The sequence below is a fragment of the Pseudoduganella sp. GW821-FHT12E03 genome, assembly GCF_058807115.1.
In genome coordinates, this window is record NZ_JBXAQJ010000005.1 from 372,945 (window position 1) to 385,804 (window position 12,860).

The following is a 12,860-nucleotide window of genomic DNA, read 5'->3' on the forward strand; positions in this document are numbered from 1 at the left end:
CCGGCAATACGAAAGCATGCCATGCAACTGATCATGACACGCTGGTTTTTCCCCACGGCGCTACTGGCCAGCATCGTATCGTTTTTCGCGGTGCATGCCGCCGGCGGTAACCTGGAACTGGCGGTGGTGCTTCCCGGCGCCGTCACACTGGTCCTGGCCATGATGTTGGAACGCCGGGCGCCATTGCGTCCCGAGTGGAACCGCGCCGACGGCGATACGGGCACGGACTGGTTCAGCATGGCGGCGCTGCTGGCGGTGATCGATCCGGTGCTGAAATGGGGGGGGCCGATGCTGGTGGTCGCCCTCCATGGCCACCTGGGCGTGGCGGGCAAGCTGTTTCCCGTCGGCCTGCCATTCGCGCTGCAGGTAGCCATCGCCACCCTGGCCGCCGAGTTCGGCTATTACTGGGCACACCGCCTGCACCACAGCCGTCCCGCGCTGTGGTGGCTGCATGCGCTGCACCACGGCAGCGGGCGGCTGTACACGGTGAACAATTTCCGCCTGCACCCGCTCAATCACGCCCTGAACTATGCCTTCGGCATGCTGCCGCTGCTGGCGATCGGCGCGCCCGCCGACGTGTTGTACGGCTATCTCGCATTGACTTACCCGGTGCTGATGCTGCAGCACGCGAACCTGCCGCTGCGCAGCGGCTGGCTGAACTACGTGTTCAGCACCAATGAAGTGCACCGCTGGCACCATTCGGCCGTCGATGGCGAAGGCGACAGCAATTTCGGCCGCTCGCTGGTGCTGTGGGACATGGTGTTCGGCACCTTCCGCTACCAGCCGCAGGGCGCCAACCTGCCGCGCGCCATCGGCCTGTATGCCGGCTCGGCCTATCCGGCCCACGCCTCGTACTGGCATCAGGTAATGTCCATGTTATTACCGCGCTGCTGCAAGGCGGCCTCCTAGCGGATCACCAGGCAAGCATCACCATGCGCAATGACGCCACCTCAAGCAGGCACCTGCAGACGGTATCCAACAGCGGTTTCCGTGAGCAGGTATTGCGGCTGGGTCGGATCGTCTTCCAGTTTGTGGCGCAAGTGCCCCATATAAATGCGCAAGTAGTGCGCGTTGTCGGTTTGCGCCGGCCCCCACACGGCGCGCAGCAATTGCGTCGCGGTGATGACACGGCCGGCATTGGCCACCAGGACCGATAGCAGCCGGTATTCCGTCGGGGTCAGGTGAACCGGTGTCCCTGCCTTGCTGACACGCCGGTTTGGCAAATCGACTTCCACATCGCCAAACCGTACCACCCCTGCCAAGCTGGCCTGCGGCTGGCGCTGGCGGCGGATCGTTGCCCGCACCCGCGCCAGCAGTTCGGACACGCCGAACGGCTTGGTCAGGTAGTCGTCCGCGCCGGCATCGAGCGCCATCACCTTGTCCGCCTCGCTGACCCGCGCCGACAGGACGATCACCGGCACCGTCGACCATTTACGCAAGTCGCCCAGGAAATCAATGCCGTCGCCATCGGGCAACCCCAGGTCAAGAATGATCAAGTCCGGATGGCGCGTGCCGGCGTCGATCAGCCCGCGCTGCATGCTGGTCGATTCATGGACATTCCAGCCCTCCTCCTCGAGGGAGCTGCGCACGAAACGCCGGATTTGCGGCTCATCTTCCACCAGCAAGACGACCGGCGCGACTTCAGTCAGTGGTTTATTCATCAAAAAACTTCCTCAATTTCCGGCGCCTCTGGCGGCGTACCGACCGGCAGCGTGAAGCACACTGCCGCTCCACCCAGCGGCGACTGGGCGGCGTCGATGGCGCCGCCATGCGCCTGGACAATAGCACGGCAAATGGCCAGCCCGAGCCCGACACCGGGCTTGGCCGACTCTTTCTCGCCACGCGTAAATTTCTCGAAGATGGCTTCCTCGCGGCCCTTGGGCAATCCCGGCCCGTCATCATAGACCGTCACCCGCACCAGGTCGCCGCTCTGCCGGGCATGCACCACGATCGAGGAGCCAGGCGCCGTGTACTTTGCGGCGTTTTCCAGCAGGTTGCACAACACACGTTCCACCAGCACGGCGTCAAAGCGCAACAGCGGCAAGGTCGCCGGCAATTGCGTGCTGACATGATGTTCCTTCAACGGCAACCGGCTGGCGCGCAGCGCGCTGCCGACCACCTCTTCCAACGGCTGCCATTGCAGGTTGAATTTCAGCCCACCACTCTCGATGCGCGCCATGTCGAGCAAATTGGCCACCAGGGCGCTCATGCGCAGCGACTCGGCATGCAGGGAATGGGCCAGTTCCAGCTGCTGCGCGGACAAGGCGGGCCGGGAGCCCGCCAGCGATTCGGACAGGCCCACCAGGGACGTCAGCGGCGTGCGCAAATCGTGCGACAGCGCCGCCAGCAGAGAGTTGCGCAAGCGCTCCGATTCCATATTGACCAGCGCTTCCTGCGCCACTTCAATGTAGTGGACGCGCTCGAGCGCGATGGCGGTCAAGGCGGCAAACGTATCGAGGTGCTGCCGCTGTTCTGGAATCATAATCCAGCGCCTTTGTTGCGGCTCCACCGCCAGCACGCCCCGGGTGCGCATCGGCGCCACCAGCGGCATATAGAACATCGGGCTGGCGGGCAGGGTATCCGTCCCCAGGCCGGCCCCTTCCGCATGGTCGAAAGCCCATTGCGCTACTCCGATATCGAGCGTGGCCGGCGGCTCGGTGCCCGGCGGCGGCCCAAGGCGGCCCGCCGCATCGGGCACCAGCAACGTCGCCCTGGCGCCGAAGGTCGACTGCACGAAGCGGGCCGTGGTGTCGACAATCTGTTCCGTCAGCAGCACGCCCGACAATTCACGGGCAAATTCATACAAGGCACGCGCCCTGGTTTCGCGGTAGGAGGCGACCCGCGCCTGAAACCGCAGGCCCGCCGTCAGGTGACCAGTGATCAAGCCCACCGCCAGCATGACGGCAAACGTGATCGTGTACTGCAGGTCCGAGATGGCAAAGCTGAAGCGTGGCGGCACGAAGAAGAAATCGAAGCACGCCACGCTGACGCAGGTGGCCAGCACCGAGGGCCCACGGCCAAAGCGCACCGCCACCAGCAGCACCACCAGCAAGAACAGCATGGCGATGTTGGCCAGGTCGAACCAGGCCAGCAGCGGGGTTGCCAACAGCGCCATGCCCAGGCTGGCCCCGGCTGCGGTGGCGTAAGCCCCCACGCGCAATGGCGCCTGCGCATCCTCCTCCGTGTCGGTGGCGGCGGCCGTATTGAGGCGGGAGCCGGCATCGGGTTCGCCAACGGACACCTCGGTCAAATCGATATCCGGCGCATACTCCGCCAGCCGCAGGATATGCGAGCGGCGCCAGGGCCAGGTCCAGTGGCCGCGCCCCATCGTGATCCGCGACAGATTGTGGCTGCGCGCATAATCGGCCGCCGTGGCGGCGATATCGCCGCCCGACAGGACCGCGGTGACCGCGCCCAGATCCTCCGCCATCTTCAGGGTCTTCAGAATGCGTTCGCGCTCGGCATTGGGCAGGCGCTGCAGCACCGGTGTTTCAACATAAATCGCATGCCATTCGGTTCCCAATTGCCCCGCCAGCCGCGCGGCGCTGCGCACCACCTTTTCGCAGCCGGGACGGGGACCGATCAGGGCCAGCACCGACGCCCCGGTCTTCCACACCGCATCGATCGATTGCTCGACGCGGTAGGCGCGCACATCGTCCTCGATGCGGTCGGCCGTGCGGCGCAACGCCAGTTCGCGCAAGGCGATCAGGTTCCCCTTGCGAAAGAAATTTTGCGCGGCGCGCTCGGCCTGCTGGGCGTGGTACACCTTGCCGCCTTTCAGGCGCGCCAACAGTTCGTCGGCGGGGATATCGACCAGCACCACCTCGTCGGCGGCGTCGAACACGGTGTCCGGCACGGTTTCCTGCACCTGGATGCCGGTAATGCCGCCCACCACATCGTTCAGGCTTTCCAGGTGCTGGACATTGACGGTGCTGAAGACATCGATGCCCGCCTCCAGCAATTCTTCGACGTCCTGCCAGCGCTTGGGATGGCGCGAACCCGGTGCGTTCGAGTGCGCCAGTTCGTCGATCAGGATAAGGCTTGGGCGGCGCTCCAGCGCGGTGTCGATGTCGAATTCACCCAGTGCCTTGCCCCGATAGACAATCTGGCGCAGCGGCAGCACTTCGAGCCCCGTCACCTGGGCGGCCGTCTCGCTGCGTCCGTGGGTTTCGACGATGCCGACCAATACCCCGGCGCCGGCCGCCTGCACCTTGCGCGCGGCCGACAGCATGGCGTAGGTCTTGCCGACGCCGGCCGAGGCGCCGAAATAGATGCGCAGCTTGCCGCGCGCGGCCTTGCGCTCCAGTTCCCGCACCTGGGCCAGCAGCGCATCCGGGTCGGGGCGGTCGTCGTCGAAAGGCATCATGTCAGTATCAACGGGTATGGAGTGTCTTGCCGTCCAGCGCCAGGTTCAGCGCGAGGACATTGACACGCGGCTCGCCAAACACGCCGAAATACTGTTGGCTCGCATGCTGGCCGATCAGCGCTTCCACCTGCTGCAGCGTCATGCCGCGCTGGCTGGCGACGCGCCGGGACTGGTAATACGCGGCGGCCAGGCTGATTTCCGGATCCAGGCCGCTGCCCGACGCCGTCACCAGGTCGACCGGGATGGCCGCCGTGTTAGCGGGATCGGCCGCCTTCAATGCACCGATGCGGCCCTTGACGGCATCGGTGAAGGCCGGATTCAGCGGTCCCTGGTTGGAGCCGCTGGAACCGTTCGCGTTGTAGGGCATCGGACCGGTGGCCGACGGACGGCCCCAAAAATACTTCGGCGACGTGAACTGCTGGCCGATCAGGGAAGAACCGGCCGGCTTGCCGTCCACCTCAAGCATGGAGCCGGCCGCTTGCGCCGGAAAGACGGCGGCGCCGACACCGGTGACGGCGAGCGGATACAAGACGCCGCAGGCGACGGTCAGGGCGCCAAACAGTACCAGCGCGGGGCGGAACGTTGAAATCATGGTCATCTCCATCTCAAATAAGATTGAACGCCGCCAGCAGCAGGTCGATCAGTTTAATGCCGATAAACGGCAGCACCAGGCCACCCAATCCGTACACCAGCAAATTGCGGCGCAGCAGCGCGGTGGCGCCGATCGCGCGGTAGCGCACGCCTTTCAGGGCTAGCGGTATCAGGAACACGATGATCAGGGCATTGAAGATCACGGCCGACATGATCGCCGAATTCGGGCTCGACAATTGCATGATATCGAGCGCCTTCAATTGCGGATAGGTGCCGACGAACGCGGCCGGGATAATGGCGAAGTACTTCGCCACATCGTTGGCGATCGAGAACGTGGTGAGCGAGCCGCGCGTCATCAGCATTTGCTTGCCGATTTCAACGATCTCCAGCAGCTTGGTGGGGTTCGAGTCGAGGTCCACCATATTGCCCGCCTCCTTGGCGGCCTGGGTGCCGGAACTCATCGCCACGGCCACATCGGCCTGGGCCAGCGCCGGCGCATCGTTGGTGCCGTCGCCCGTCATCGCCACCAGGCGGCCATCGGACTGATAGTCGCGAATCAGTTTGAGCTTGTCTTCCGGCGTCGCTTCGGCCAGGAAGTCATCCACGCCGGCTTCGGCCGCGATCGCGGCGGCGGTCAGCTTGTTGTCGCCGGTGATCATCACGGTTTTGATGCCCATGCGGCGCAGTTCGGCGAAGCGTTCCTTGATGCCGCCCTTGACGATGTCCTTCAGCTCGACAACGCCGATGACCCGGGCGTTATCGGCCACCACCAGCGGCGTGCTGCCCCTGCGGGAGACGTCTTCCACGCAGCGCGCCACTTCCGCCGGCCACTGCCGGCCGGCGGCCTCCACGTGCTTGCGCAACGCCTCGGCGGAACCCTTGCGGATTTCGCGGCCGTCCAGGTCAACTCCGCTCATGCGGGTATTGGCGGAAAACGGAATAAACTGCGCATGCAGGGATGACAGTTCGCGTTCGCGGATATTGAACTTTTGCTTGGCCAGCACCACGATACTGCGCCCTTCCGGCGTTTCGTCGGCCAGCGAAGCCAGTTGCGCCACGTCGGCCAGTTCGCGCTCGGTCACGCCGGCCGCGGGATAGAAAGCGGAAGCCTGGCGGTTGCCCAGCGTGATGGTGCCGGTTTTGTCCAGCAACAGCACGTCCACGTCGCCCGCCGCCTCCACCGCGCGGCCCGAGGTGGCGATCACATTGGCCTGCATCATGCGGCTCATGCCGGCCACGCCGATGGCCGACAGCAAGCCACCGATGGTGGTCGGGATCAGGCACACCAGCAACGCGATCAGCACCGTGATGGTGACCGGCGTACCGGACTGCGCGGCTTCCACCGAAAAGATCGACATCGGCAGCAGGGTCGCGGTGACCACCAGGAACACGATGGTCAGCGCCACCAGCAAGATGGTGAGCGCAATCTCGTTCGGGGTTTTCTTGCGCTTGGCGCCTTCCACCATCGCAATCATGCGGTCGAGGAAGGTTTCGCCCGGATTGGACGTGACCTGGATCACCAGCCAGTCCGACAATACCCGGGTGCCGCCCGTCACCGACGAAAAATCGCCGCCCGATTCGCGGATCACCGGCGCCGATTCGCCCGTAATGGCGGACTCGTCCACCGACGCCACACCCTCGATCACGGTGCCGTCGATGGGAATGACATCGCCCGCTTCGGCCAGCAGGTAATTACCCTTGCGCAGGTCGGTGGCGGGGCATGGCAGCCATGCCGTGCCGTGTTTGGGCGCCTGCAGTTTCTTGGCGCTGACACTTTGCTTCAAGCTGCGCAGCGACGCGGCCTGCGCCTTGCTGCGGCCTTCGGCCAGCGCTTCCGCGAAATTGGCGAACAGCACGGTGAACCACAGCCAGACGGCGATGGCCAGGATAAAGCCCGGGGCGGCCTCGCCCTGCCCTGTCAGCGCCTGGGCATACAGCAGCGAAGTGACGATGCTACCGACATAGACCACGAACATCACCGGGCTGCGCCATTGCACGCGTGGGTTCAGCTTGTAGAACGATTCAATGATGGCCGGCCAGAGCAGCGTCGACTCGAACAGTTTCAGGCGTTTTCCTGGCTGGGCGGCGCTCATGGATTGCGCTTGTGATTGCGACATGTTGACGCCCTCCTTATTTAGTCAGTTGCAAATGTTCAATCACCGGGCCCAGGGCCAGCGAGGGAACATAGTTCAGGACACCCACCAGCAGCACCACGGCCACCAGCAGGAAAATAAACATCAGGCCGTGCGTCGGCATGGTGCCGGCATTGGCTTGCAGGCGCTGCTTGCCCGCCAGCGAACCGGCAATCGCCAGCACCGGCACGATCACGGCGAAGCGGCCGAACCACATGGCCACGGCCAGCATGGTGTTGTAGAACGGCGTATTGGCGGAAATGCCGGCAAAGGCGCTGCCATTGTTGTTGGCGGCCGAGCTGAAGGCGTACAGGATTTCCGAGAAGCCGTGCGCGCCGGGGTTGGCCACACTGCCCTTGCCGGCGTCCAGCATGACGGCGATGGCGGTCCCCGCCAGTACCAGGGTCGGCGTCACCAGAATGGCGATCGACGTCATCTTCATTTCATAGGACTGGATTTTCTTGCCCAGGTATTCCGGCGTGCGGCCAATCATCAGGCCGGCGATGAACACCGCCATGATGGCGAAGATCAGCATGCCATACAGGCCGGAACCCGCACCGCCGAACACCACTTCGCCCAGTTGCATCAACAGCATCGGTCCCATGCCGCCCAGCGGCGTGAAGGAATCGTGCATGCCATTTACTGCGCCGCAGGAAGCGGCCGTGGTGACGGTGGCGAACAGGCTTGTCGCGGCGATGCCGAAGCGCGCTTCTTTGCCTTCCATATTGCCGCCCGGTTGGAGGCTGCTGGCCGTCTGGTCGACGCCCATCGCGTGCAATGCCGGATGCGCCTGCTGTTCCGCGGCCATGACGCCCCAGGCGGCCAGCACGAACATGATGGTCATGGCGGCCAGCACGGCCCAGCCCTGGCGGCGGTCGCCCACCAGTTGGCCAAAGGTGAAGCACAGGCCGGCCGGAATCAGGAAGATCGCCACCATCTGTGCAAAATTGGCCAGCGGCGTCGGGTTTTCATAAGGGTGCGCCGAGTTGGCGTTGAAGAAACCGCCGCCATTGGTGCCCAGCATTTTAATTGCCTCCTGCGAGGCGACCGGTCCCATCGCAATCAACTGGGTGGAGGAGTGTTGCTCTTCCATGACAGGCTGGCCGGCGGCGTCCTTCACAGGTTGCCCGTCCGCGCCGGTCTTCGGCACGGAATACGTGACCGGTTCGACAAGCTGCACTTCCTTGTACGCCGAGAAGTTCTGGATCGCGCCCTGCCCCACCAGGAAAATGGCGAACACGAACGACAGCGGCAGCAGCACATATAGGGTGACGCGGGTGATATCGACCCAGAAGTTGCCGATCGTTTTAGTGGAACGGAAGGCGAAGCCTCGGATCAGGGCGAAGGCCACGGCAATGCCGGTGGCGGCCGAGAAGAAGTTCTGGCCGGTCAGGGCCAGCATCTGGCTCAGGTAGCTCATGGTCTGTTCGCCCACATAACCCTGCCAGTTGGTGTTGGACACGAAACTGATGGCGGTATTGAACGAGGAATCGGGGCCGACATTGGCCAGCCCCTGGGGATTGAGCGGCAGCCATGCCTGCAGGCGCTGCAAGGCGTAGACGAACAGCACGCCCACGCCATTAAACACCAGCAGCGCGAACGCGTAGGCCTTCCAGCCCATGCCTTGCTTCCCGCTGTCGAGCGGCACGCCGGCGGCGCGGTAAATCCATTTTTCGGCAAAGGCCAGCCAGCCCAGGCCGGGAATGGCGCGGCCGTCGGCGACGCGCGTCAGCAACATGCCGACCGGCCAGGCCATGGCAAGCAGCACGACCAGGAAGACCGCCAACAACAAGAATGATTGCGTGGTCATGTTACAGCTCCTCCGCGTTCAACAGGGCCACCAGCAGGTAGACCAGCAGGCCCGCCGTGGTGAGCGAGCCCAGGATGTAAAAGGCGCTCATTGCCGGCCTCCCAGCTTGTCACAGCCGCTGGCCATGGCGGCCACCAGCACGAAGAAGGCGGCGAACGCGCCGATAAATACGAAGTCCATTTCTGTTCCCGAAAGGTCTTGTTTGGATAAGGGAAGCTTAGCCAGCACCGTATAAAATCAGTGTAAACACTGGCCATCGCGGTGTAAAAAAGGTGTAAAAATGGCGCCTTGCGGCGCCAGAGACAGTGCCCGCCGTGGCAATCAGAAAGTTCTACCGAGCGTCAGCAGCACCGCGTTCTTGCCCATGAACTTGCCATTGGCGGGCGACGCATACGCCGTCTTGCCAGCATTGGTGCCGACGGCGGCCAATTGCAGGCTGGCGAATCCGACATCCCTGGTGACACCGATCTTCCAGTCGGTGTAGTTGGCGGCGCTGGTGTTCTTCACGTCCTGGTGGCCGGCGTGCAGGTTGAGGGTCCAGCCTTCAACCACCGCAATATTGGCGCTGAGGTCCAGGTAGCCGCTGTTCTTGCTGTTCACAAAACCGAACAGGTTGGTGACGGCGTGCGAATACTTCAGCGTCGCCGGGCCATAGCCGAGCTGGCCATAGATTTCCGTGGTGTCGGTGTTGGCGAAACCTGGAACATGTTTTAAATCGTTGCCGGCATAGACATAGGCCAGCACACCGACGTCGTAGCTGATCGCCTCGCCGAGCTGGCCGCGCTTGCCACCGTAGATGTCCAGTTCCACGTCGCCACCACCACCAGCATCCCTGGTCCATTTGATGGTGGACGCCCAGGCGCCGGCATACAGGCCGGCTGGATTATTGACATAGTCCGCGCCGCCCTGCAGCGCGGGTTTCAGGCGGGTCTGGGAAATGCCACGGTAGCGGTAGTCCGACGTGACGGCGGCATTGAAGCTCACTTCATGGTCCGGCTTGGCTTCCTCGGCGGAAGCAGCCACCGACACGGAGAAAGCCGTCAACATGGCGGCGGCAAGGACGATTTTTTTCATGGTTTCAGGTTCCTATCGATACAAATCACCGCGGGTGCGGCAGGCCGAAACTGTATCGAACGCCCCGTAAAAACGGTCTAAAAAGCCATGATGACAAAGTAAAAATGGTGTATACGGCCGGCTCGGATCGAGCACCGCTTACGAGAAGACGTATTCCTTTCCCTCACGCCGCCGCCAGTTGCTGCCGCAACGGCAACACCACCCGGAACGTGGTGCCCTCGCCCTGCGCGGTCGTCACTTCGATGCGCCCCTGGTGCCGCTGCACGATGCCATATGACAGCGACAGTCCCAGCCCCGTGCCCTTGCCGATTGCCTTGGTGGTGAAGAACGGGTCAAAAATACGGGGCAGGACATCCTCCGGTATGCCGCAGCCGCTGTCCTGCACTTCGAACCACGCTTCGCTGCCGGCCGCTCCCGTGCGGATCACGATATGTCCCCGCTCCGGCCCCACCGCATGCACCGCATGCACCGCGTTGACCAGCAAGTTCATCACCACCTGGTTCAGTTGCGACGGCAGGCACTCGACGTGCGGCAATTCGCCATAGTCGCGCACCACATCGGCCGCCTTGCGCAGGTCGCAGGCAATGATCGTCATGGTCGATTCAATGCCCCGATGCAGGTCGGCCCACTCCCATTTCTGTTCGGTGTCGGCGCGCGAAAAATCCTTCAGCGATTGCACGATCCTGGCCACCCGCTCCATCCCGTCTTTCGACTCCGCGATCAGCACGGGTATATCCGCGCGCAGGAAGTCCAGCTGCGATTGTTCGCGCAAGCGGCGGATCGGCGTCGCCGCCGCTTCCGCCATCCCGGCCTCGGCCGACTCGTAGGCACTCAGCATGGCGAGCACACTGCCCAGGTATTCTTCCAGCATGCCGAAGTTCGACGATAAGAAGCCCAGAGGGTTGTTGATTTCGTGCGCCACACCGGCCGCCAACTGGCCGATCGACGCCAGCTTTTCCGTCTGCACCATCCGGCTTTCCAGCTGCATGCGCTCGTCGATTTCCGCCTGCAGCCGGTGGTTGGCCTGCGAGAGCTCTTCAGTGCGCTGGCGCACCGCGGTTTCCAGCGTGTCATTGGCCTGCTGCAGGCAAGTGTTATAGCGGTTGATGAGGGCGTGGTTGCGCAGCAGGCGCAAGGCGGCATACAGCAACAGGGCGCTGAGCGCCACCGACAAGGCCAGCAGGTAAAAGCGGTGCTGGCGCACACGCTGCGACGCCAGCTGCAGTTCGCGCGACAACAGCACCTGCATTTTATCCAGCAAGGTGTCGGTCGGCACTTTCGTGATATCGCCCAGCAAGCGGTTGACGGCCGCGCGCTCGCGCAGCACGATGCTGGCGTGAAGTCCGAAACTGTCCACCATGCGCTGCAACTCCCGGCTACGCACACCTTGCGCCTGGCCGGCCAGGCCGGACAGGCGGTGCTGTAAGCCTTCCGGTTCTTCGGCGCCGCTAAATTCGATGTACTTGAGGATGTCCAACAATATTTCGTGCAACGAACGGGCCAGGCCGGCATGCGCCGGCATGTCCTGCGTCGCCAGTTCCGCCTCGTTCGACACCGAGATCAGGTAAGTCAATGAATTGCGAAATACCGCGTTATGCGACTTGAACGATTCCACCAGTTCGGCCTTGGCCTCCTGCGCCTGCAAATACTCCGTGACACGGGCAGCCAGTGCGCTGTTGCCGGGATACTGGTGCAACTGGCGCGGCAAGTGCGTCATCTCGGCCAGCGGCGCCACCAGCGCATCATAGCCATGCAACATGTCCAGGCGCGCCAGCAGCAAATCCTGCTCCCACTGCGCATCGAGCTGGCGTATCCGCTGCACCCGCGCGACATCGGCGAAATAGGCCGGCTCGTCATACTCCGGCGCCTGCGACAGCACATACAGCAGCGCCGCCATCAGCGCCAGCGCCAGCGCCATGCCAACATGCAGGCGCGGCTTCATGGCTGTTCCGCCGGTTCGGCGTTCAGCGTCGCCAGGAAAGCGGCGATCAGCTTGCGGTCCTCGGGACTGCCGGCGCGTCCCAGCTGGTAGCGGAACATGGCGTCGATCGCCTGGTCCAGCGTGGCGGCGGAGCCGTCGTGCAGGTAGGGCGCCGTGCGCGCCACGTTGCGCAGGCCGGGCACCTTGAATACGTGCATGTCCTGCGGATTGCCGGTGACGCGGAAACGTCCCAGCTCCATGCCTTTCACCAATGGCGGCGAGGCAACCACGCCATATTTCTGGAACATGTTTCCTCCCACATTGACGCCCTGGTGGCACGCCACGCAGCCATATTGTTTGAAGCGCTGGTACCCGGCCTTTTCCGCCACCGTGATGGCGCCCCGGTCGCCTTTCAGGTAGCGGTCAAAACGGGAATCCGGCGTCACCAGCGTCCGTTCATAGGTGGCCAGCGCATGCTCGATATTGGCGCGGGTGATGCCGCCGTATGCCGTGTCAAAGGCGCGCCGGTAATCGCTGTCCGCCGCCACCTTGCGCACCACGTCCGGCCAGCGGGCGCCCATCTCCACAGGATTTTCCACCACCATGCCGACCTGCTGTTCCAGCGTGGCCGCCCTGCCATTCCAGAATTGCCGGAAGTTGAGCGCGGCATTGAGCACCGTGGGCGTATTGAAGCCGGTCAGGCGGCCGCCGAAACCCATCGACCGGGCATTGCCATCCATGCCCCCTTTGCCGACATCGTGGCAGCTGGCGCAGGACACAGTGCCATTACCCGACAGGCGCGGGTCGGAAAACAAACGGCGTCCCAGCGCCACCCTGGCGGGATCCTGTGGCACCGCTGCCGGCACAGGCAGGATCGGTTCCTCCATCCGTACGCCGCCGGCGATGGCAGACATGGCCAGCAAGCCTGCCGCGCCCCACAGCCAGCGCGATCGCCGCGTCATGCGC

General features: G+C 63.8%; 10 protein-coding genes. 1 reads left to right on the top strand and 9 read right to left on the bottom strand.

The genetic code is table 11. The features are described from left to right. Positions 1–21: 21 nt before the first annotated feature. Positions 22–909, top strand: a complete 888-nt coding sequence (locus tag AC1RRC_RS15180) for a sterol desaturase family protein (protein WP_493056320.1) — start codon at positions 22–24, stop codon at positions 907–909. A 41-nt stretch (positions 910–950) separates the two neighbouring features. Here the strand turns inward: AC1RRC_RS15180 and kdpE are convergent, their stop codons facing one another. From kdpE to AC1RRC_RS15225, 9 genes are all read right to left on the bottom strand, one after another. Next, positions 951–1,661 carry a two-component system response regulator KdpE gene (gene kdpE, locus AC1RRC_RS15185; protein WP_493056321.1) on the bottom strand — a complete coding sequence of 237 codons (711 nt, stop codon included), beginning with the start codon at positions 1,659–1,661 and terminating at the stop codon, positions 951–953. Next, positions 1,661–4,366: a two-component system sensor histidine kinase KdpD gene (kdpD, locus tag AC1RRC_RS15190; RefSeq protein ID WP_493056322.1), complete on the bottom strand. Its 2,706-nt coding sequence runs from the start codon at positions 4,364–4,366 to the stop codon at positions 1,661–1,663. Before kdpD ends, kdpE begins: the two co-directional genes overlap by 1 nt. A 7-nt stretch (positions 4,367–4,373) precedes the next feature. Beyond that, a complete protein-coding gene (kdpC, locus tag AC1RRC_RS15195) occupies positions 4,374–4,958 on the bottom strand; it encodes a potassium-transporting ATPase subunit KdpC (RefSeq protein WP_493056323.1) in 585 nt (194 codons plus the stop codon). Between the two features lie 13 nt (positions 4,959–4,971). Then, positions 4,972–7,074, bottom strand: a complete 2,103-nt coding sequence (gene kdpB, locus AC1RRC_RS15200) for a potassium-transporting ATPase subunit KdpB (protein WP_493056324.1) — start codon at positions 7,072–7,074, stop codon at positions 4,972–4,974. Between the two features lie 13 nt (positions 7,075–7,087). Further along, positions 7,088–8,899, bottom strand: coding sequence for a potassium-transporting ATPase subunit KdpA (gene kdpA, locus AC1RRC_RS15205; protein ID WP_493056325.1), 1,812 nt, complete (start codon positions 8,897–8,899; stop codon positions 7,088–7,090). A gap of 1 nt (position 8,900) precedes the next feature. Continuing rightward, entirely contained in the window at positions 8,901–8,990 is a 90-nt protein-coding gene (locus AC1RRC_RS15210; protein WP_493056326.1) for a potassium-transporting ATPase subunit F, read from the bottom strand. 230 nt (positions 8,991–9,220) lie between these two features. Continuing rightward, complete coding sequence (locus AC1RRC_RS15215) at positions 9,221–9,973, bottom strand: TorF family putative porin (RefSeq protein ID WP_493056327.1); 753 nt, start codon at positions 9,971–9,973, stop codon at positions 9,221–9,223. Between the two features lie 163 nt (positions 9,974–10,136). Then, positions 10,137–11,915, bottom strand: a complete 1,779-nt coding sequence (locus AC1RRC_RS15220) for a DAHL domain-containing protein (RefSeq protein WP_493056328.1) — start codon at positions 11,913–11,915, stop codon at positions 10,137–10,139. Beyond that, complete coding sequence (locus AC1RRC_RS15225) at positions 11,912–12,856, bottom strand: cytochrome-c peroxidase (RefSeq protein ID WP_493056329.1); 945 nt, start codon at positions 12,854–12,856, stop codon at positions 11,912–11,914. Before AC1RRC_RS15225 ends, AC1RRC_RS15220 begins: the two co-directional genes overlap by 4 nt. Positions 12,857–12,860: the final 4 nt, after the last annotated feature.

Excerpts from the sequence above, each read along its gene's own strand:
- kdpC (WP_493056323.1), bottom strand. The coding sequence starts at position 4,958 with ATGATTTCAACGTTCCGCCCCGCGCTGGTACTGTTTGGCGCCCTGACC.
- kdpA (WP_493056325.1), bottom strand. The coding sequence starts at position 8,899 with ATGACCACGCAATCATTCTTGTTGTTGGCGGTCTTCCTGGTCGTGCTG.
- AC1RRC_RS15180 (WP_493056320.1), top strand. The coding sequence starts at position 22 with ATGCAACTGATCATGACACGCTGGTTTTTCCCCACGGCGCTACTGGCC.
- AC1RRC_RS15225 (WP_493056329.1), bottom strand. The coding sequence starts at position 12,856 with ATGACGCGGCGATCGCGCTGGCTGTGGGGCGCGGCAGGCTTGCTGGCC.
- kdpD (WP_493056322.1), bottom strand. The coding sequence starts at position 4,366 with ATGATGCCTTTCGACGACGACCGCCCCGACCCGGATGCGCTGCTGGCC.
- kdpE (WP_493056321.1), bottom strand. The coding sequence starts at position 1,661 with ATGAATAAACCACTGACTGAAGTCGCGCCGGTCGTCTTGCTGGTGGAA.
- AC1RRC_RS15220 (WP_493056328.1), bottom strand. The coding sequence starts at position 11,915 with ATGAAGCCGCGCCTGCATGTTGGCATGGCGCTGGCGCTGGCGCTGATG.
- AC1RRC_RS15215 (WP_493056327.1), bottom strand. The coding sequence starts at position 9,973 with ATGAAAAAAATCGTCCTTGCCGCCGCCATGTTGACGGCTTTCTCCGTG.
- kdpB (WP_493056324.1), bottom strand. The coding sequence starts at position 7,074 with ATGTCGCAATCACAAGCGCAATCCATGAGCGCCGCCCAGCCAGGAAAA.
- AC1RRC_RS15210 (WP_493056326.1), bottom strand. The coding sequence starts at position 8,990 with ATGAGCGCCTTTTACATCCTGGGCTCGCTCACCACGGCGGGCCTGCTG.